Origin of the sequence: Micromonospora gifhornensis (genome assembly GCF_016863515.1) — a bacterium.
GTDB classification, from domain to species: Bacteria; Actinomycetota; Actinomycetes; order Mycobacteriales; family Micromonosporaceae; genus Micromonospora; species Micromonospora gifhornensis.
In genome coordinates this window covers 1-21,780 of record NZ_BOPA01000024.1, presented here as the reverse complement: position 1 = coordinate 21,780, position 21,780 = coordinate 1, and the positions used below count along the sequence as shown (strand labels likewise).

At 67.8% G+C, this 21,780-nt stretch carries 10 protein-coding genes; 4 read left to right on the top strand and 6 right to left on the bottom strand.

The features are described from left to right. Window positions 1–2: 2 nt before the first annotated feature. Together Vgi01_RS17715 and Vgi01_RS17710 are read right to left on the bottom strand one after the other, a co-directional pair. Window positions 3–1,514, bottom strand: coding sequence for a magnesium chelatase ATPase subunit I (locus Vgi01_RS17715; RefSeq protein ID WP_204291746.1), 1,512 nt, complete (start codon window positions 1,512–1,514; stop codon window positions 3–5). 156 nt (window positions 1,515–1,670) lie between these two features. Then, entirely contained in the window at window positions 1,671–2,261 is a 591-nt protein-coding gene (locus tag Vgi01_RS17710; RefSeq protein WP_204291745.1) for a TetR/AcrR family transcriptional regulator, read from the bottom strand. 87 nt (window positions 2,262–2,348) lie between these two features. Between Vgi01_RS17710 and Vgi01_RS17705 the strand changes: the two genes are divergently transcribed. Then, on the top strand, window positions 2,349–2,804 hold the full coding sequence (locus Vgi01_RS17705; RefSeq protein ID WP_126711672.1) for a GNAT family N-acetyltransferase: 456 nt from the start codon (window positions 2,349–2,351) through the stop codon (window positions 2,802–2,804). Window positions 2,805–3,087: 283 nt separating this feature from the next. Here Vgi01_RS17705 and Vgi01_RS17700 read toward each other — a convergent pair whose 3' ends face one another. Further along, a complete protein-coding gene (locus tag Vgi01_RS17700; protein ID WP_204291744.1) occupies window positions 3,088–4,056 on the bottom strand; it encodes an aldo/keto reductase in 969 nt (322 codons plus the stop codon). A gap of 101 nt (window positions 4,057–4,157) precedes the next feature. On the opposite strand from Vgi01_RS17700, the gene Vgi01_RS17695 reads away from it, so the two are divergent. Both Vgi01_RS17695 and lepB read left to right on the top strand, forming a co-directional pair. Beyond that, complete coding sequence (locus Vgi01_RS17695; protein WP_204291743.1) at window positions 4,158–4,673, top strand: SigE family RNA polymerase sigma factor; 516 nt, start codon at window positions 4,158–4,160, stop codon at window positions 4,671–4,673. Continuing rightward, window positions 4,670–5,410, top strand: a complete 741-nt coding sequence (gene lepB, locus Vgi01_RS17690; protein ID WP_204291742.1) for a signal peptidase I — start codon at window positions 4,670–4,672, stop codon at window positions 5,408–5,410. Before Vgi01_RS17695 ends, lepB begins: the two co-directional genes overlap by 4 nt. Before the next feature lie 107 nt (window positions 5,411–5,517). Here lepB and Vgi01_RS17685 read toward each other — a convergent pair whose 3' ends face one another. From Vgi01_RS17685 to Vgi01_RS17675, 3 genes are all read right to left on the bottom strand, one after another. Continuing rightward, window positions 5,518–6,201, bottom strand: a complete 684-nt coding sequence (locus tag Vgi01_RS17685; protein WP_204291741.1) for a hypothetical protein — start codon at window positions 6,199–6,201, stop codon at window positions 5,518–5,520. 406 nt (window positions 6,202–6,607) lie between these two features. Continuing rightward, complete coding sequence (locus Vgi01_RS17680; protein WP_204291740.1) at window positions 6,608–12,727, bottom strand: RHS repeat-associated core domain-containing protein; 6,120 nt, start codon at window positions 12,725–12,727, stop codon at window positions 6,608–6,610. Between the two features lie 201 nt (window positions 12,728–12,928). Further along, window positions 12,929–19,537: an NIDO-like domain-containing protein gene (locus Vgi01_RS17675; protein ID WP_239089028.1), complete on the bottom strand. Its 6,609-nt coding sequence runs from the start codon at window positions 19,535–19,537 to the stop codon at window positions 12,929–12,931. A gap of 1,284 nt (window positions 19,538–20,821) precedes the next feature. On the opposite strand from Vgi01_RS17675, the gene Vgi01_RS17670 reads away from it, so the two are divergent. After that, window positions 20,822–21,292, top strand: coding sequence for a hypothetical protein (locus Vgi01_RS17670; protein ID WP_204291739.1), 471 nt, complete (start codon window positions 20,822–20,824; stop codon window positions 21,290–21,292). The last annotated feature ends 488 nt before the right edge of the window (window positions 21,293–21,780 follow it).

The following is a 21,780-nucleotide window of genomic DNA, read 5'->3' as shown; positions in this document are numbered from 1 at the left end:
GCTCAGTCCCGGCCGGCGTAGCGGGTGCGCCCCGAATCCGTCACGTCCTTGCCCAGCCGACGGCTCAGGTGCAGCCCTTCCAGCACGAACTCGATCGCGGCGGCGGCCTGTCCGGCGCTCGGCGCGTCACCGACGCCGAGCCGGTCGAGCACCTTCGCCAGGCCGGGTACAGTGCCCACCTGACGCAGCAGATCGGTCGCCGGGACCAGCTCGCCGGTCTCTATCGCCTTGCCGTCCTCGACCAGCGTGGTGAATCCGGACAGGTCCAGCCCGGCCAACCGGGCCCGGAAGGTCTCGGCCGTGGCGGTACGCAGCAGATGACCGAGGATCTCGATCTCCCGGCCCTCTTCACCGCTCTCGAATTCCACCTTGCCGCGCAGCGTGGAGGTCACCGACACCGCGTCCCCCACCCGCGCCACCGCCTCCGGTGCAAGGAAGGGCACCTTATTAACGTCTCCGGTAGAGGAAGGGCCCCCTGTTAACACCTCGTCGTCGCCGGGCGGCGCGGCGGCGGCGGCGAGCAGGCCGGCGCGACGCAGCGCGGCGGCGGCGACCGTCTCCGCGGCGGCGATCGCGAACCGGGCGGAGACCCCCGAGCGGGGATCCACCGACGGCGACTCGCGCACCGCGCGGGCGAAGCGGGCTAGCACCTCCAGCACGTGCTCCGGCACCTCGGCGACCAGGTCGGCCTCCTGCCGGATCAGCGCCAGCTCCAACTCCAGGTCGGCCGGATAGTGGGTACGGATCTCGGCACCGAACCGGTCCTTGAGCGGGGTGATGATCCGCCCCCGGTTGGTGTAGTCCTCCGGGTTGGCGCTGGCCACCAGGAACAGATCCAGCGGCAGTCGCAGCTGGTAGCCGCGTACCTGGATGTCGCGTTCCTCCAGCACGTTGAGCAGCGCCACCTGGATCCGCTCGGCCAGGTCGGGCAGCTCGTTCACGGCGAAGATGCCCCGGTTGGTACGCGGCACCAGGCCGAAGTGGATCGTCTCCGGGTCGCCGAGGGTCCTCCCCTGCGCAAGCCGGATCGGGTCGACGTCGCCGATCAGGTCACCGACACTGGTGTCCGGGGTGGCCAGCTTCTCGCCGTAGCGCATCGAGCGGTGCAGCCAGCCGACCGGCAGGTCGTCGCCGACCTCGGCGACAAGCGCCCGGGACGCCGGGGTGATCGGGTGCAGGGGATGCTCGTTGAGCACCGACCCGGCGATCACCGGGGTCCACTCGTCCAGCAGGGCCACCAGGGATCGGATCAGCCGGGTCTTGCCCTGGCCACGCTCACCGAGCAGCACCATGTCGTGCCCGGCGAGCAGCGCCCGTTCCACCTCGGGCAACACTGTGTCGTCGTACCCGACGATGCCGGCGAACCGCGGCCCGCCGTCTCGCAGCCGGGCCAGCAGGTTGTCGCGCAGCTCCTGCTTGACTGTGCGGTACCGGCATCCCGCGGCGCGTAGCGCGCCGAGCGTGCCGGGCAGATCGGGCGGTGGGACCGGAGTTGCCGGATTCGGAGCGGTCACCCACCCAACGCTAGCGCGCCTGCCGTCGACTCGCCGTTGTTCCGGCGGGTGCTCGGTGAGGCTCATCCGCACACCATCGCCCTGGCCGAGGCGAACCGACTCGACTGTGACCTGGAGCCGGCCTGATCAGCGCTGTCCATTGAGGCACGTCGACCGTCACGGGCGGGTGTCGAGGCGGGCGAGGGCGGTGTCGATGGCATTGCGCTGGGCCTGGTCGGAGTAGGTGGCCGGGTCGACGGCCGCGAGCGCGTTGAGCCCCTCGACCAGCGCCACCAGGCTGGTCGCGGTGGCGCGACAGTCCGCCGGCGGTCGGTCGGGACGGACCGCGGCGACCAGGGCGGCGACCCGGTCGACGAACCGACGGTTGTACGACCGGTGCAGGTCGGCCAGGACCGGGTCGGCCAGCGCGGCGGCGAGGAACCCCACCCACACCCGCGCCTCCTCCCGTTTCTCCTCGGTCGGTGACGCGGCCTGCCACAGTACGGCCCGCAGCGCGGCCCGGGGTGTGTCTGCGGCGGCCTGAGCCGCGTCGGCCCGCTGGCCGGTACGCCGATGCAACAGTTCGCGGGCGTGCACCAGGAGGGCCTGCTTGTCGGCGAAGGTGTGCAGCACCATGCCTGTGGTGCAGCCGGCCCGCTCGGCGACCGCCCGCAGGGTCAGGCCGGGCAGTCCCCGCTCGGCCAGCACCGACCAGGTCGCCGCCGACAGGCGTTGCTGCTGGTCGGCGAGGTCACGTCGTCTGGCCATCCGTACCTCTTCCCCGGCGCTGGATCCGGTCCGTAGCGTACGTTACGGTAACGCTCGTTACGGAATCACGGCGGGAAGGAACGTCGCATGGTCTCCATCGACCACGAAGCGTGGGACTCGGCCGACGCGGCCCGGCTGCGCGAGGCGCAACGCGTCGAACTCGACGCCCGCTACGGCAACGACAACCACGAGCCGGGGGAACCACCCAGCGCCGCGAGCGTCAGCGTCTTCCTCGTCGCCCGCGACGCCGACGGCACCGCCATCGGCTGCGGCGGGCTGCGTCTGCTCGACCCCGGCTCCGCCGAGATCAAACGGATGTACGTCACCCCGTCGGCCCGGGGCACCGGCGTCGCCGTCGCCATCCTGCGCACCCTGGAACACCAGGCCCGAGAGGCGGGCGTACGCACCCTGCTGCTGGAGACCGGCACCGCCCAGCCCGAGGCGATGCGCTTCTACGAACGCGAGGGCTACCACCGCATCGAGAACTTCGGCCCGTACCGGGGCGCGCCCCTCTCCGTCTGCTACGCCCGCGACCTGCCCTGACCGACCGCCCCCGCACCCCCGGGAGATGGCGCCTGCGCACCGCTCGCAGACCACCGCGGCGGTGTGCGGCGCGTCGACCAGCGGATTGTCACTCTCCGCGATCCACGTCGGCGCCGCCCCTACCAACCTGCTCCCCCTTTGCTCTGCTTCAACCCACGCAATAGCGCCCGAGCAGGGTCGATATCCGGCAGCAGTTGCGGAAGGCGGACGGCGGCGCTTGCGGACAGTAACCGTTGCGTGGGTTGAAGCAGAGCAAAGGGCAGGTAGGGGTGGTCGCTCCGGATCAGCGTCCGGCGCGGGCCCGCACCATTCCCGGTACGGCGGCCAGCCCGGTGACCGGGCGGAACGCCCGCGCCGCGTTGACCAGAGCGGCGTACTCGTCCTCGGTCAGGTCGATCTGGGCAGCGGCGGCGTTGCGTTCCAACTGCTCCACCGTGGATGCCCCCGGAATCGCCACCACGTTCGGGTGCCGCAACACGTACGCCAGGGCGATCTGGCTCGGTGTGGCGTCGTGCGCGGCGGCCACCTGGCGCAGCGTCTCGATCAGGGCCGTGCCACGGACCAGGTTCTCCGGCAGGAAGTACGGATTCGCCCGGCGTACCGCGCCGACCGGGGGATGATTCGCGTCGTACCGCCCGGACAGGAACCCCTGCGCCAGTGGGCTGTACGCGACGACCAGACGGCCGGCCTGCTCCGCGTACGGCAGGAGGTCCTCCTCGGGCTTGCGGTCGAGCAGGCTGTAGCGGACCTGGTTGCTCAGCACCCGACGGCCCAGTGCCGCCTCGGCGACCTGCCAGCGGCGCAGGCTGTAGTTGCTGACCCCCACCTCGCCCACCAGGCCGACGTCCTGAAGAGCCCGCATGCCCCGCATGGTGCTCTGGTCGCTGACCACCGGATTGGGCTGGTGCACCTGATAGAGGTCGATGCTGGTGACCCCGAGCCGGGCCGCCGAGGCCACCGCCCGCTGCTGCACCACGGACGCCACCGGCAACACCGGAAATATCTTGGTCGCGATGGTGACCTTGTCCCGATCGGCGGCCAGCGCCGCGCCGAGAATCCGCTCGCTACGGCCGAAGCCGTACACCTCGGCGGTGTCGAAGACGGTGACACCCAACTCGACGGCCCGCCGGACGATGTCCGCCGCCAACCGCTCGTAATCCGGGCCGTAACCCCACTCCCGCGACCCGAACTGCCAGGTACCAAGGCCGATCTTGGACAGGGGTTTCGACGTGTCGAGCCGCACGTAGCGCATGGCTGGAACGGTACCGTCCCGACCTTCGATCCGCCCGCGATGATTCCGTACCGGTCCACGACACGTGCAACCCCGCGCCGGCCGATCTCGTCTTCAGGGACGTGACACCCTCGGATGAGCGAGACTTCACCGCTTTCGTCAAGGCCCACGGCGACCGGCTGCTCCGATTCGCCCGCCTGCTGCTGCCCGACGACGCCGAGGCCGAGGACGCGCTGCAAACCGCCCTGCTGCGACTGACCCGACACTGGTCACCCCGACCCACCACACCCGAGGCGTACGTTCGAACCACACTTGTCAACCTCGCCCGGGACCGCGGCCGACGTCGCCACCTGGTGCCCGTGCCGGCCGAGACAGACCAGCAACAGCCCTGCCCGGCCGGCGATCATGCCGACCGGATCGCCGCTCGGGCCCACCTCGACGAGCTACTCGCCGCGCTGCCGCCCCGACAGCGGATCACGGTGGTGCTCCGGGTACTCGAAGGCCGCAGCGAGGCGGAGACCGCCGATCTGCTCGGCTGCTCGGTCGGCACGGTCAAGAGCAACCTTGCCCGCGGCCTGGACAAGATTCGGACCCGGATGAGGTCCGCCCCACCCTCGACTCAGAAGGCAGCCCAATGACCGACCTGCCCCCTCGGCACGCCGAGACCGCCGAGCAGCTGCGCGCATTGGCCGCCACAGCGGCCGCCACCATCAGCACTCGGCCGGAGCTGGCCCGGCAGGTGCTGAACCTTGCCCGACGGCGGCGTCGGCTGCGGCGCACCGCGATCGCCACAGCCGGCGGGCTCGCCGTACTGACCACGCTGGCTGCGACCACGCTGCTCGGCCGGGCCGACCATTTCACCGTGATCCAGCCGAGTAATGCCATGTCGCCCACCGTCACCATCGGCGACCGGCTCGTCTTCGACCGCACCCTCTCCCCGAGCCGGGGTGATGTGGTCCTGCTACGTCGGTCCGACAACGGCCGGGACTTCGACGCAGTGATGCGGGTACTCGGCCTCCCCGGCGACACGGTCGGCTGCCCGGCCGGCCCCGACGGTCGCTGCCCGGCACTACTTGTCAACGGTGCCGCGCTCACCGAGCCGTACGTCGCCGGCCCCACCGATCCGTTCCCCACCGTCGACGTACCGCCGGGCCGGGTGTTCGTGGTCGGCGACAACCGCCCGGTGTCGTACGACTCGCGAGCCGTCGGGCCGGAACCGCTCGACGCGGTCACCGGTGTGGCGGTACGCATCCGCGGCAACGACGGCCAGGACCGACCTGTCCCCGGCGCTCCACACCGCGACGGACCTGGCGATCGCGACAATGTCGACCCGCCCGGGCCGATCCCGCCCGCACAGGTCTCCGAGCCTGACTGACGCCTGCGCGCCGCCGCGTGGGCACAGCGGCTCGGGTCCCCCGTTCAGTGGCGTCCGCTGGTCGACTCAACCAGCGGACGCCACGGAACCCATCACGGTTGTCTACCTCACGACACCGCTGCGAGGCGCCTGGCTGCGGGAACGGCCAGTTCCCGGGCGACCTGCTCGGCCCGCTCGGCGGTGGCGGCCCGGGTCTGGATCCTGGAGGCGATCTCACCCCGAGCCAGCAGCACGGTGCAGAGGTGGGTCGGGCCCTCTGGCCCCTCCTCGTTGATCACCTCGCAGAACATCAGCTGGTCGTCGAGCCCGCTCAGGGGGGAAAGCTCCCGCTCGCCGAGAACCCGATGCAGCCCTTCTCGATCCTGGTAGGTGCCGCACCCGAGCCGGCCACGAACCTGGGCAACCGCCTCGGCCGCCGGGCTGACCCCCCATCCGCCAGCGAACTGCTGGATCCGAACGTGCGGCGCCTTCCACTCACGGCGCTGCCCGAAAGCACTCAGGTATACGCCGTTTCCCGGCTCGGTACCGCACGCCCCGGAGAGGAGGTCGTCCATGTATGGCGACTGGAGCGGCACCTCCGCAACGCCGTCGATACCCAGGGCCGAACCGATCAGCACTGTGCCGATCTGATCCTCGAGTTCGGGGCTCAGATCATAGAGTGGCTGCACGCCGGTTACCGCCGGGTCGGTGCTGTGCGGGTCGGTCGACGTGGTGGCCGGCCGCTCCCGGCCGCCGGTCGGGGAGGTTTCGCCGCTCGGCCCGCAGGCCGTGGTGAGGACGAGCCCCACCACGGCCGCCAGGGCGGTCAGTGGTTTACCAGCGCTGCGGCGCATCGATGATCGCCTTCGAATCGCTCACGAAGGCGCTCTTCGGTGAACCGATGGTCCACGTCACTTCCTTCACGAGGACTGTGGCTTTCGCGAGTCACCGCTCCCCTCTGCCCTGGGAGGCGCGGGGCGGTTGACCTTTGGCTGCCCCTCGTTACCCATAGTTGGACGGAGCCCGAACCAGTAGAACGAGGGAGTCCAGACGACCAACCAGACTAAGAAGGTTGCCACTGAGTGACCTCGGTCGGGGACAAGCCACACGAACAGCAGTCCTCCTGCCACGCCACTAGCAATCGCTACCACCAAGCGACGCCATGTCCTCATCTTAGGAGTGTACACCTTCGCATCGGCCCCCTTTCTTGCCGCACGCTCATTCTCGCGCCAACTCAACACGCTCGGGGACCATCCAAATCGGCTTGGGCTTCTTCGACTCGAAATAGGCTTCGTAGTAGTAGTAGAGCCCAACCTCAAAACCAATCACGCCACCGATCAGAGCACCCTTTGCGGCCAGCACCGGACACGCAACTCCCGCACCCAACAAACCGGCAGCGCAGCCAATTGCGGCTCCCCCCGCAGTGCCCGACGAAGCGTACGCCGCCGGCATCATAAAGAAATCCTTAACGGCGTGAAACTCTTGCGCATCCTTGCCGGGTGCTGCTGGTGAATGCTTCCAGATGTAGTAAATGCAGGAGTCCTTGACGCGACACGCCAGTTTGCCATCCACAGCAGAGTTTCCGACGGAGCACGATTTCTGGCCATTTCGACAGTCAGCGTCAACCTTGCACGCACCGGGCACATTGCAGTTGTATACCGCCCCACTGCCGCGTCCGCGGTTTTCGATGATGCATGATCCTGGCGAGTTGCACTCGTAGACGACGTTCTTGGTGTCTTTGTCTTGGCCACGGATGTGGCAGGTGGTCTGCTTGTCACAGCGGAAGATGTCGGGCTTTCCACCCCCGCCGCTCTTACCCGAGACGGGCTTGTTCGACGTCCACTTCCCATTCTGGTAGACGACCTTCTCGCCGGTCTCGCGGTAGTGCTTCTCGTCGCCTTGGACGCTGTCGGTGATGAGGGGCTTGAGGCCGTCCGGGTCACTGAAGGTGATCGGCGAGTTGTTGGCGTAGGCGTAGCCGTGCCACTGGAGTGGGTCATCGTGGTCCTGGAGCGGGTCGATGCTGATGAACCGGCCAGTCGTCGGGTCGTACGCTCGGACGCCGATGAACACGAGTCCGGTGTTCTCCACCGTGCCGCCGACGAAGCCCTTGTCGTTCGGCCATCCAGGCGCGCTGCCGCGGACCGTCCCGTAAGGCGTCTGCCTGCGGGTGGTGGCCGTACCGGTGGCGGCGTCCACCGCCACCTGCGCGGTGCGCTGGTGGTCCTCGACCAGCCAGGTCAGGCCGGCGGCCGAGCGGGAGGCGACCGTTTTACCGGCGTGTGTGTAGTAGCGGGTGCAGGAGCTCTGGTTGGTGGTGGTGTTGTGGCGGATCTCCTGGCCGGGTAGGTAGAGGGTGGTGCCGGTGGGGTCGCGGCGGATGAGCCGGTTGCCGTCGGCGTCGTAGAGGTAGCTGGTGACGCCGGTGGAATCGGTGGTCGACTCCAAGCGGCCTTCATGGTCCCAGGTCAGGGTCTGGGTACCGGCGGTCGCGGTGGGCCGGGTCAGGGTGTTGCCCGAGTTGTCGTAGGTGTAGGAACCGACTTGAGCCCCGGCGGTGGCGGTCAGGGCGTGCGGGCGTGCCGCGCCGGCACTCGGATAGGTGTAGGTGGTGACCTGGTCACCGGAGCCGGTGTGGACGGTCTGGCTGGTCCGGTTGCCGATGGCGTTGATCGTCCAGGAGTGCCAGTACGGCGCCGGGCCGCCCAGGGCATTCACCGAGCGGGGGGCGGCGCAGTCGCCGGAGGCCGGCGTCCACGCCTGGGTCAGCTGGCGCAGATGGTCGTAGGCGAAGCACTGGGTGTCGTCGACGGGGTCTGGCGCTTGATCCGCGATCCGGGTGATGTTCCCGGCGTCGTCGTAGCTGTACTTCAGGTCAGCCAGCACGTCCGGATTGATGGCGTCGCGGCTGGTCACAAAGTCGGTGATCCGTCCGGTCTCCAGTTCCCGGTCGAATCCCTGCCAGACCCGAGCACCGCTGCCGGTGAACAGTTCGATGTTCTCGACCTGCCCCAGCGCGTTGTAGTCGGTGTCCGGCACGTAGTTGCTGGTCGTGCTTCCCGACACTCGGCTGAGCGTCTTGGGCTGGCCGAGTGCGTCGTATCCGTAGCGCAGGGTCTCCGCCGGCAGGTCACTGTTGGTGTTGGGCAGCGTGACGGCGCTCAGGCTGCCGTCGAGGTTCCAGGTCTTCTCGTAGAGGTACGCACCGCCGATTCCCGGCTCGGTGGTCGGGATGTCGTACTTGACGCCGGTCTCCCGGTAGAAGTCGGTGTAGCCGAGGTACTCGACCTGGTAGGCGAGACCGTCGACCTCCCGGATACTCCGGGTCAGGAGGCCCTTGGCCAGCGTGTCGTACTGCCACTCGGCCCGGAGCACTCCGCTGGTGCTGTTCTCGTACACCCCGATCTTCCGGCCGAGTTGGTCGTACCGGTAGGCCAGCTTTCGGTTCCGACCATCGGTGCTGCTGGTCATCCGGTCGGCGTTGTCGTAGGTGAAGGTGCTGGTTCCGCTGTCCGGATCGTCGACCTGGATCTGCCTGCCTCGGATGTCGAAGGTGTAGGTCCAGGAGTTGCCGGCAGCGTCGGTGAGCTCGGTCAGCTGGTTCTTGCGGTTGTAGGTGTAGGTGGTGGTGTCCCAGGAGCCACTCGTCCATGGGGTCGGGGCCGCGCCGTGGTACCGACGCTGCTCCACTCGGTTGCCCCGGGCGTCGGTGATCGTCGAGGTCGCGGTACCGCCGGTCGGCGGTGTCACGTCCTCCCGGTCTCCTCCGTACTGGATGGAGGTGCGCCACCGCTCGGCGTTGTACGGCTGGAAAATCACCGCGGTCGGTCGGCCCGCACCGTCGTACTCGATACGGTTCTGGGTGTGGATGTGCGCGCCGTCCACAGCGGTGGCCAACGTCGTGCCGGGGGTACCGCTGGCATGGTACTTGTCGTACTCACGTACCTTTCGCCCAGCGGTGTCGTAGAACGTCTCGGTGATCAACCGACCGCCCGCGGGAGACGGTGCCTGCGTCTGCCGCGTTCGCAACAGACCGTCGAACAGTTCGTACGAGCTGACGTAGTTGCCCTCGGCGTTCAGCTTCGAGGTACGTACGGCGGTGGGCGCGTTGTTGCGGACCGTATATCCGAAGGTCATGTTCGCCGACTCAGTGGCTCTGCTCCGGTTGGGCAGCCAGACCGAAGTGAGTCGGCCGAGTGCGTCGTACGCCAGCTCGGTCCGTTTCTCGTTCGGGTCGAGAATGCTGCTCTCAGATCCCCACGCCGCAATGAGGGTCGTCCTGGTCTCGTGGTTTCGCGGATTCTTGACGACCACCTGGGTGGTCGGCCCACCGAGCGCCGGCGTGTAGGTGGTGGTGGTCAGGAAGTTCATCGCGTCCCAGCTCGACGTGGGTCGGCCGTGGCTGTCGTACGCGGTCCGTTCCTTGGTGACGAAGCTCGGTGCACCGGCATTCCACGCCGCCATCACCTCGGTACGAGTCGGCAGACCACGAACGTCGTTGTTGTTCGCCGGTAGCGTCCCGTATGCCGCGTCGTCGTAGGAGAGTCGGGTCTCTCCGATGACATCGGCCTCTGTCAGGGTGCCGTTGCTGGCCGAGCAGGACACCGCGAAGTCCCGAGTCCGCTGGACCCGATCCATCAGCCACTTGGTGTCGCGGCGGATGTAATCGGTTTTGGTGCACCGCTCGTCGCCAGTGGTGCCCTCCACACCGAAGTCATCCACCTGCGTTGGCATGCCCAGGCTGTCAAAGCTGGTGGTGGTCCGGGTAACCCGCTCGCCCCGACCGCCGTCGAGCGCGACGTAGCTGCGGGCGGTCCCGACCCGCACGAAGCGGGCGGTCACCGTGTCACCGTTGGCCGTCCGAGAGGCGGTCGGGCCCGACGCCCAGGGATCGCTGACCTCGCGGGAGACCACCGCTCCAGTCGGTCCGTTACGGACCGTGACCTCGCGGGCCATGCCGGCGAACCAGTCCTGATCGGTGATGCCGTCCAGGCTGGCGCTCTTCGTGCCGCCGGAGGGTCCTGCACGATCGCCGTGCATGCCCCGGAAGTAGCGAGTTTCGGTGTAGCTCTGTTCACCAGCGTCACCGACGGTCACCCCGACCCGCCCGTAACCACGGAACACCGACCAGGTCTTCTCGTCCTTGTCGACGAGCCCGTCGTCATCCGTGTAACGCCAGGCGGCACCGTCGAGGTAGCTGTACGAGTAGGCCTTCCGTGGGCTGCCGAACGGCGGCGACCCGCCGGTGTGGTCGATCTCGTAGATCGTGGTGACGACGTACTTGTGGAACCAGTCGGTCACCGCCGACTGGTAACCCTCCGGGGTCCACCGCACCGGATAGCACCGTCTGGTGTTCGTTTGCGCGGTCGGGGTGCTGCCGGCGACGCAGTCCTCCCCGGAGTAGGTGATGTTGATCGTTCCGCCGGTCTCGTTGCGGATCCGGGCGACGCGCCACCAGTTCATCGCCGCGGCGAAGTCGATGGTGTCGACCCGGTTCGCCAACTGGATGCCGGTGAGTTCAACGTCGGGCAGCGTGGTGCTGCCGCCGACCAGGCCCTCGTGGGAGATCTTTTCCAGCCAGAGACCAGCCCGGGTGCCGTCGCCCGGGTCGGGGAACCCGTGGGTCAGGCTCCATCGCTCGACGTTGCTGAACCCACTGCCGCTACGAATCTGCGTGGTGACCGCGCTCAACCGCTTGCTGGACCAGAACGTCGGGCTGAACTTGTCGACGCAGGTCGAGCCGGTGCACTCCGAGTCCCACGGGGTGTCCGGCCACCGCACCTCATCCTTGGTGGTGCAGTTGCTCAGGCACCGATCCGCCTCGGTGAAGACCACCCGAGCGCTGGCACCGTTGTCCAGCGCCGAATCACGCCCGGCGGTCACCCTGGTGCCGTAATCGATCCGCTTCAGGTAGCCACCACGGTCGTAGCTGACCGCGTCACTCGCGGTCTTGTTCCGGCCGTACTTGTTCGTCTCCTTCGTGTACCAGAACGACATCGAGTCGCCGTTCAGGTTGACGACGTGTTCAAGGTTCCACCGCCAGGTGCGCTCGCAGGAGGAATCGGCGAACGCAGGCTCCCGGCAGGGCTCGTTCACGTCGTTGCCGAACACCGGCGCGTTCCACGCCGAGTTCGTCACCGGGTCACCAGAGGTCCAGCCGGGCAGCCGGTTCGAGCCGAACCGGTACTGCGTGCCGTCGGTGGTGGTGAGCGTCCAGAATTGGCCGTTCTCGTCGCCGTTGGCCGCGCCCGTGTGCCGAACGATCCGCGCCCCGTCGTCAGTACGCAGGTGCCACCTCTGCTCGGACGAGTTGTAGAGCAGTTCGCCAGAGAAACCGTCGAGGTGCAGCGTCGCGTTGTCGGTTTCCCAGCACAGGTCGTACGTCTTGGTGGTGTTGTTTCCTCCGGTGTCCTTGGCGCACGAGCGGTACCGACGCTCGATGTAGCCGCCCGGCCAGAACTCGAACCCCTCGCCGACCCAGGACGGCTGGTTGTTCGACGCCGCGTGCCGGCCGTCCACCGACTGGGACGAGTAGCCGAACGCCAGATCGGGCTCCAGCCCGCCCGGTGCCGGCGGCACCCGCATCGGGTACGACCAGTTGAAGGAACCGGTGTTGCCTCCGACCGACCAGGTCGACGACGGTTGCAACGGGGTCGCCGAGTAGTCACCCGCCGGCCCGGAAGCGCCTGCTGCCACCGCCACCAGCGTGCCTGCCGCCGCTACCGGTAGTTGGGCCGACACCGTCTGGGCAACCGGGTTGTTCCGCGACTTCAGCGGCGTTCCGGCACAGCGCTGCTGCTCCGGCGTGGTCAGCGCGCACTCCGGCAGGGTCACCAACCGCAGCCGGGTAGCCCAGTCGGCGCCGTAGGCGGTGGCAAACGACGAGTAGTCGACTGTCATCCGCAGGTCGGCCGGCCCGGCGTCGGCTCGGGCCGCAGCGGTATCGGCCTGACCGACACGCATCAGCACACCCCGGATTCCGGCCCGCTCAGTGGTCTTTCGGTCCAAGGTCTGCACCCGCACCCGCTGCGCGTCCAGCCCCTGGGCGCGCAGCCGCTGCGCGGGGGTCGACCCGTCCCCGGCTCGCTCGACCCGGACCGGTAGGCCACCGACCCGCGCCGAGACGACCGTGGCGCTGGTGTCCAGTTCGGCCACGGCCGTCGCGGCCGACGGCCAGACCGGCGCCGGTTTGGCACTGGCGCTGCGCATCGCGGTGGCTCGTGCCGGCGCGGTGGTCGCCACATCGGTGACCGGCACCGTCGGCACAGGACGAGCCTCGGGCTCGACCGACAACCGGTCCTCCGGCCGGGCTGACGCCGGGGCTTGCAGCAGAGTCACGGCGAGGACCGTCGCGATGACGCCGGACAGGGTCGAGCGGCGACGTCGCCGCCATCGTGCCGAGTTCGACAGCGAATGTAACCGAGGGGTTGCCTTCACCGGTGATACCTCCGAGGCCGAGTTGGTTAGCCAGGGGCAGGGACGGATGGACGGGATCGCCGGGACCGGTCCGATCGGACCGGTCCCAGGCAACTAACGGGCCTACGGAAGGCGTTCGATTCGCAGTCCGGTTCCGGGGTGGAGCACGGGCTGCCGGTAGGTGTAGCGCAGAGCGCTGGTGCCGTCTGCGTTGTCGATACCGATCGTCGAGGCACCGCCCTGCTCGATGTTGGTGCCGTCGTTGTCGCTGTAGGCGAAGGTGTAGCCTCCCGCCTCGTCCATGATCACCTCGAAGGAGATCCTGGTCGTCGGATCCTCGTACGAGCGGACGTTGCGCCACTCGACGATGAATCGGCGGTTCGGCCCGCTGCCGGTGGTGGCCGTCCGGACGCTGGCGTCGGCGTCGACGATCCAGTCGTGCCACATGGGGTAGATCGCCGCCTTCGGCAGTTGTGACTCCGCCGATGACGGGATTGGCCAGGCGTCCGGCGACGAGGCTGCGGGTTCGACGAACGTGAGCAGGCCGTTGGTGTCGACCCATGCGGTGGTGTACGTCTGGCCGTAGTGGGTGACCGGGAACGGCAGGGTGATCGGGGTGTAGGCGTCATCACCGGTCAGCGGCAGCACCGTGCCGTCGGCCGGCACGAAGCTGACCGGTTGTTCGGCGATCGTGTAGCGGGCGCCGGACGGTGTGGCGCCGCGGTCGAAGTTCACCGCGCTCGTGGTGTTCGTGCCGACCGTCACCGGCGTCACCGCGGACCCGACACACGGGCCGGAACCGAGCGTGGCGATCACCGCGTACGTCCCGCCGGGTACATCGTCGAACTGGTACCCGCCGCCGGCGCTGGTGGTGGCGCTCCGGCCAGCCATTGCCACGGTAGCCCCGGCCACCGGCGTTCCCTGGCAGGTCACCGTGCCACTGACAACGCCGCTGCCCGGCGGGTTGGGCTTGAAGAAGATGCCCTTACCGGTGGCGAGCACAGCTTCCTTGTGTGAGTACTGGAACGCGATGGTGCCTGCGCCGTTCTCGATGCCGACCGTGGCCGCCGACCCTCTTTCACCTGCGTGGACGGGGTTGATGTCGGCGTAGGTGAACGTGACGTCGCCGTTCTCGTCGAAGACCGCCGAGAAGGAGGCCCGGGCCGAGGTGTCACCGTAGAGGTGCACGTTGCGCCACTCCACCACCCACCGCCGGTTCGGCGCGGTGCCACTGGTCGCGGTGGCGATCCGGGCCGCCGAGTCCACGATCCAGTCGTTCCAGTGCACGTATACGGCGGCGTTGGGTCGACCCTCCGACGGCGGCGACGGGATCGGGGTCGAGTTGGCGTAGATCCAACCGTGGAAAGCCGGGTTCCGGAAGCTCATCACACCGTTGGCGCTGATCCAGGCCGAGGTGTACGACTCGCCATACAGCTTGATCGGGAATGGCGGGTTCTTCTGCCACACCGTGTCGTCGCCGCTCCACGACTCGGTCACATTGCCCGGGATGAAGGGCTGCGACCGGGTCTCGCACCCATAGCCGAACTCGTCGCCATCGATCATCACCGAGAGGTCGATCCGGCTGGTGGTTCCACCGGCGAAGTTGAACACCTCCCGGGCGTACTGGCCGGCACAGCGGTCGTCACCGGTCGCGGCGGCAACGACGTGCTCACCGATCGGCACTCCGGTGAACTCGTAACTGCCGTCCCCAGCGGTGGTGGTGGTCGCCCCTGACGGCGTCAGGGTCACCGTCCGACCGGCGACCGGCTCACTGGTCACCGCAGTGGTCACCGTACCCCGGACCGTGCCCGACGTGTTCGGGCTGTAGACGATCGACCCGTTGCTCGGCACTACTGCCGTCTGGAAGGAGTACAGGGCGGCTACCTCGGCCCGCTCCGTGCTCTCCAAGCCGACAGTGGCTCCCGCACCCTGCTGGATCGGGGTGGTCAGGGTGCCGTAGTGGAACCCGATCCGCCCGTCCTCGTGCAGCATCAACTCGAAGGTCACCCGGTTGTTCGGCGCGGCGACTCCCTGCATCAGCACGTTGCGCCACTCCACAACGAACCGCCGATTCGGTGCGGAACCCAGCAGCTCGGTACGGATGCTGGCCGACGAGTCCACATTCAGGTCGTCCCAGAAGGGGGCGATGACCCCGTTCGGAATCGCCGCCGTCGGCATCGTCGGGTTCACCCAGATCTGTTGCACGTTGCCCGGCTCGACCCCAAAGTTGATCAAACCATTGGTGTGCAGCCATGCTTTCGAGTACGGCCGGCCGTGATAGCTGAACGGGAACGGCAAGTTCAGGTTCGCCCAGGCGTCGTCGCCGGTCAGCGCCACCACGTTCGACGCCGCCACGTAGCCCGACGCGCCTATCACGCAGGCGTACCCCATCGTTCCGTGGTCCGGGCCCAACTGGAGGTCGACCGTGCGGTTGTCGTCCAACTCCACCTGGTCCTCGGCGCTACGGCCGCAGCGGGCCCCGACCTGGGCCGAGACGGTGTAGCTGTCCGCCACCAGATCCTCGAAACCCCACGCCCCACCCGGGCCGGTTGTCGTCGACAACCCACGCGGGTCGAGCGTCACCGTCGCACCCACCACCGGGTTGCCGTTCTCGTCGCGCAACACCCCGGAAAGGTCATGCAACTCCAGCGTGCCGTCCTCCTGCGGGTGCACGAAGGTGACCGCCTGCCCGCTGGCCAGCGCAGGCTCGTCCACCGAGTACGACAGACCGATCTCCCCATCCGGCGCCTCGATACCGACCGCCGCGAAGGCACCTCGCACAGGATCGCTCGTGAGACCGTCGTAGTTCGTGGTGATCGTGCCGTCCGGCGCCAGGACCACCTCGAACGAAAGACGCTGGGCGGTGTTGCCCTTGCGGTGCACGTTGCGCCACTCGACCACGAACCGTTGGTCCGCTCCGCTGCCGGTGCTCGCCGTTCGCACACTCGCCGACCCGTCCACCACCAGGTCGTCCCAGAACGGGGCGACCAGCGCGTTCGGGGCTGCCGGCAGCGGCCAGGTACCACTGGTCTTCGGATGCGACCCACCGGGGTCGATGAAGGTGAGATAGCCGTTGGTGTCCACCCACCCGGACAGGTACGCCTGACCGTAGAACGGGAAGGCGAACGGCAGCGACACCTCGGTCACCGCATTGTCGCCGGTCAGCGGCAGCACCGTCTCGTTGGCAGTGGCGAACGTGGCCGTCCGGCTAGTGCAGGTGTAACCCGAGTCGTCCGTGTACGGCGCGAGGTAGAGATCTCGCCACCGTGGCGAACCAGCGGTGATGGTGATCGTCGCGCTGGCGGTCAGACCACATCGGTCGCCGTAATTGGCCGTGAGCGTGTACGTGCCCGGTGGCATTCCGGTGAAGGCGTAGGCCCCGGAGTTGTCGCTCGTCGTCTGGTATTCGCCCGGCTCCAGCGTCACCACCGCACCGACCAGCGGACTGAAGTCAGCGTCGTCCAGCACCGAACCGCTGAGGCTGGTCGCCGCGGTCACCTCGAAGTACGCCTGAGCGAGTCCGCTGCGCCGGTTGCCGTCGTCGACGGCCACGACGAAGAGGGAACGCTCTCCAACCACGCTGCCCACATTGATCGACACTGTCGCCGTGCCACCGGGTGCGGATGCGGACACCTCGGTGTCCACCGCGGTGCTGCCAACGCTGTAGCGGAACTTCGTGACGTTGGTATCCCCGCCCGCGTTGAAGGTGACGGAAAGCTGACCACCCGTGTTCGCCTCGGTGCCGCCGGGGAATGCGATCACCGCCGGCAGCGGGACCGCCAGTTCGGCGATTTTGGTCGCGCTCTCCGCGAAGTTGTAGATTCGCACGTCGTCGATTGCACCGGCGAAGAATCCGTCGTCCCCGCCATTCCACTTTCGCTTACCGACGGTCACATCTGTGGCCGCGTTGAAGCCACCACTCAACGTCGCGGTCGCCGTCTGCGCGACGCCGTTCACGTATAGCCGCAGCGTTGTCGTCGATGCGTCGTAGACCGCCGCCAGGTGGGTCCACTTGCCCGCGGTGGGGGCACTGTTGGACAACACCGAGAACAACGCGGGATTGTCCATGTCAGCACCGGCCATGGCGAACCGCCAGCGGTTGTCCGGGCCCGAGTAACCCAGCGTGTAGGCGAACACCCGCGACCCGTTGGCCGAGACAATGGTCCGCTGGCCGGTCACCCCGCTCGTCGAATCGACCCGAACCCGCGCCGTGATGGTGAAGCTGGAATCCGTGCGCATCGGTGTCAACACGTTCGTGTCCGGGTGCGGGTAGCCAATCGCCCCGGTCACCACTCCGTGTCCCGTCGTGCCGTTCACCGACAACGCGCTGCCCACCCCCGACCGACCGGCCGTTCGCGACGCGCCAGCGGCCAGGGAAAGCTCGTTGCCGTGCTCGGTCACGTCGCCAGCGCTCCCGCTGGCCTCGTCGAATGTCCAGTGCGCCGCCGGGCCGGCGCCGGCCCGCACGACGAAGGTGTACGTCCTGGGCGTCGCCGAGTAGCGTCCGGCATGGTCCTTGGACCACACCCGCAAGGTCTGCGTCCCGTCTCGGACCGGCTTCACCTTGAGGGTCGCACCGTAGTCTCCGCTACGGGCAGGGACCGTGGCGGCGTTCAGGTAGGTCCCGGAGTCCAGCGTCCAGGCGTACTCCTTGACCTCGTGACGGCGCAGCGTCGGAGCGGTGACCTCGAAGGTGCCCTCGAGGCCGACACCGCCGCGTGGTGTGGCCCCGGTCGGGTAGTCGGTGGAGGTCACGTTGGCGGGGGTTTCCGGGGGCGTCGCGTCGACAACGAACTCACAGGTTCCCGACCAGTCGCTGTAGTGGCTCCCATCATGGGTACGCGACTGCCAGACATACGTACCACCGTCGACCAGCTTGCCGGCCGGGATGGCGCGCGACACCGTGGAGGGGTTACCCGAGGCCTGCGAGACGCGGTCGGTGTCGTTCCGTGAGCCGCCGAGCGGCCACCAGTGGAACCAGGTGGTCAGCGACTGCTGACCGGTGTCCGGGTCCGATTGCCGGGCGGCGAGGGTCGGCGTCAGGGTCAACACGTAAGGCCGCGCGGAGCCGGTCGCGCAGGCCTTACCGTCCGACTTCCGGTCCGTCGGCGCGGCCGGCTTGGTGTTGTAGGTGATGGCCAGTTTCGGCGAGGAGTGGTTGAACCGCTTCCACTGGTTCTTGGTGCTCTCGTCGACCGCCCGCAGCCCGACGGTCATGGTCGACTTCTTGTCCTGCTCCGCCACCTTCTTGACCATCGAGAGGACGTTGAACTCGATCGGGCCGACGCCCAGGCAGCCGTGGACCGCGCCGTTCTTGCGGTTCGCGGCGGTCTGTGCGGTGTAACTGCTGTTCCAGGTCGGCTGTTTGTTCCACGTCGTGGTCGACGAGATGTCACCCGTCAGCCAGAGCTTGGCGTTCGACTTCGGGCTGCACGTCCAGGAGTGGCGTTGTTCGATCCGGAAGGTGGCGGCCTGGATGATCTTGCCCTTGACGCCGGAGACGTCCATCCGGAAGAACGACCGGATGATGTGGTCACCGCACCCCGCGCAGTCCTCGGTCCGGCCCGCGCCGGCCGAGCCGTTGGTGGAGCCGTTGTTCAGCGCGCTGGCGTTCTTCCAGAACGAACTGGTCTTGTACTTGCTCCACACCGTCGTCCACGCGCTACCGGAGATGTTTCCCGTCCACGCGGGGTCGATGTAGATCGGGAACGTCGCCGTCGGACTGTTCAGCAGCGCCTTGTCCGGCACGATCGTCAGGCTGTTCCGACCGATCTTGACCGGCATCACGGCCCGCCGGGCGCCCTCGGCCGGCTCCCGCGCCGCCGCGTCCGCCGATTTCGCCTTCGCGGCCTTGTCCGCCGCGGCCTTGTCCGCCGCGGCCGTGGCCGGATCCTGGCCCTTCCGGCGTGCCGGAGCAGCTCCAGCCGGCGGAGAGGTCAGCCTCAGCTCACCGCCGGGTAGGTCCGAGTCGACCGAGGAGTCCCACATCAACGGTGCCGGGGCCGTGAACACGGCGGATCCCCGGTCGTCGTGTGCGACGAGCGTCCCTCCGTCGCCTTCCTTGACGGTCACCCCTTTGGTCGACATCCCGAACCGGAGTTCGGACAGCCGGGAGTTCTTCGCGGCCTTCGGCGTCCGGACCACGAGTACATGGGAGAACCCCAACGCGCTGGCGGTGACCTGAAGATCCGTTTCCGGCAGCACCTCACGGTAGATCGCGGTGTCCCCCGACAACTCCGGTGCAGGCAACGGATCCGGCCAGGACACCGACAACTCCCGGCTCCCGTCCACGACCCGCGCCAGCGGTCCGTCGCCACCTGCGGAGAGGAAGACCGGCAGCACCGACGCCTTCGGCGAAACTCCCTGCGATGTCGCCTTCAGCGTGGTGTTCACCGGCACCCACGATGACCCGCGCCGCACCCGCACCGGCGCCAGACTCTCCTCCAAGGTCCGCGACCCGTCCGGGTTCAGGAAGGTCTGCGACACCTCGGTTCGTTCGGAGAGAATCTCCACCCGACTCTGACAGATCGTCACCATCGACTCGGCGCTGCGCGCGTCCGGCTGCTCATCGACGCAGGCTGGTTCAGCCAGCGCTGCGGGCTCGGCACTGGCGGTAGAGGTCGCCACGAGCGAGCTGGCCACCATCACGAGCGCGGCCAGCCCGGCTGTACGGGCTCGCCAGACGTACCTGTGCCGATTGTTCCGGCCACGGATTCCCCGCGCGATCGACATTGATGCCTCCGAGTCTGCGTTCGAGCGGTGAGATGTGCCCTTGACGTCGGCACAGGGATAGGAGTGGCCGTGCTATTGCTACGGCTGCGCCAGGTCCTAGATGGGGTCAGCGGAGGTGAGCCAGCCGGTGGTGAGGCGCGCTGGCAGGTGCCGAGGCGGGTCAGGCCCAGGAACTCGTTATCGCCATTGACGAAGCCCGTGAGGCCGGGACAGGCAAGATGGTTGCCACGCCGATCGCCGTAGGAGTCTGACGGCATCCGGCAGACAACGCCGATGGCGATGTTCTGGGGCGCGCTGGGAGTCGTCGGCAAGCCAGGTGAGCCCGCCGGGGGTGCCGGCGGCGATGATGCTCGACACGGCGCAAACCGCCAGCCCTTACGTCACCCTCTGCTGCTAACTCCGCCGTCCACGCACGCCGCGACACGCCCATGCAGATACCAGCCCCCGTGATCATGCACATCGATGCGCTAACTGTAGGAGGGGACACGATCTGTGTAAATAGCCGTCACACGCAGCGACCACAAATCGGGCATTTGAGCTTCGAAGTCGCCGAACGTGATCACGGGACTCCTGCCAGCACGAGCCCGCCCAGCTCACGCCCGTCACCGGAGTGCAGTGTCGGGCGCTGGGTGACCATGGCCGCGACCACGAGATCACGGAAAATCGGCACCAGTCGATGACTGGTGCCGATTTTCCTGCACAAATACAAGGTGGAGCCGAGGGGACTCGAACCCCTGACCCCCACACTGCCAGTCTGGTAACAATTCTGTCACGACGTACCGCCGGATGCCGGAACCTACGCTGAGCAGGCACAACGTTCCGTGATCAAATGACGCCTTCTGTCACTGAATATCGCGCCATCACGGCTCTTTGATCTTGCTGTGTGACCACCGACGTGACCACGCTCAGTGTGGGAGGCTTCGTCTCACCCCGTCCGGGCCGCCGCCCGGAATACGGCCGGGGCGGCATTGCCCGCCGTCGAATCAGCCCGCACCGGCACTGGCGGTAGACGTGCTTGTTTGTGAGGTTTCGATGGGACCGCTCTCGGGTTCGGCGGCGAATGTCAGGAAGCGTGTGACGGGCCCGTCGTGCGCTCTTTCGAGCACCCATGCGGCCGGTGGAAGCAGGCCTGGCGTCGCGTTCGACCGATGGAGTAGACGTCACGATCTTGTTGCTGGCCAGTGTAACGGGTGTTTGCTGCGATGAGCGTTTGGGTGGCAGCGGGCATGGGTACTCGCCGGCTGTGGCGGACGACGGCGTCTGTCAGAGGTGAAGGGGTTAATCGTGATCGGTGCCGTGCAAGTCCTCGCCCTCGGTTACAAGCAGGCGGAGCTGCCAAAGGAGATAGTGAATGAAATCAACCTGCTCCGATCGAGCGACGCTGTCAGACTGCTTGATATTTACGCCATCAACAAGGGCAAGGATCGCACCATCACCGAACATGCGATCGAAGAGATCAACGATTGGGACGGGGAACTCATCCGGAAAATGTTGAGGTCGGCTGGAGCTAGCCGGGTTCTCAACACTTACACGACGGATTCCACCGGGTTTCTCGTGCAGGGAACCCCCATCCCTGATATCGGGGTCAGCGTCCCGGATGGCACCAACGTCATCGTCCTGCTCATCGAGCACGTATGGGCCAGCCCGCTTGAGGACGCCCTGCGAGACGGTTCGGCCTTTCCAGTGGCTGGCGGGTGGGCCGGCCGACAAGCGCTCCAGAACGCCGGTCTCGTCATGAACGACACCGCTGACTGACCTGCCGCCGCCCCCGCTTCCACCGCGCCCCGATCACCTAGCAAACCCGACGCCGACCGTACGCTGCCTACAGCGAATGCGCGGATCTGCCGCAGATTCGGTATGAGCGCGACCAACCCCGGAAGTGACGGAGTGTAGTCGGCGAGAGGGTGAGGGTCCGACGTAGACGGTGTACCAGCGCAAACGGCGCTGGGCGATGGACGGCACCTGGCAGCGTGCCTGCGACGCGCTGCGCGTCGACTGCGACGTGCAGGAGGCTGAGGAGTGACCGTTGGGGTGGAGACCTGCTCGGTGTGTGCCCGGTTGTCGGTCGCCTCCTGAGGTGCAGGGGCGGCGTCACGCGGTGACGGCGCACGCAGGCCAGCGTGTGTGGCCGGCGGAACGGATTCGTATGCGGTGGCCGGGTTCAGCGGTGCGGTCGACGGGTGAGGTGGTCGTAGACGGACAGGTAGTCGGTGACCATCCGGTCCACGCTGAAGCGCTGTCGG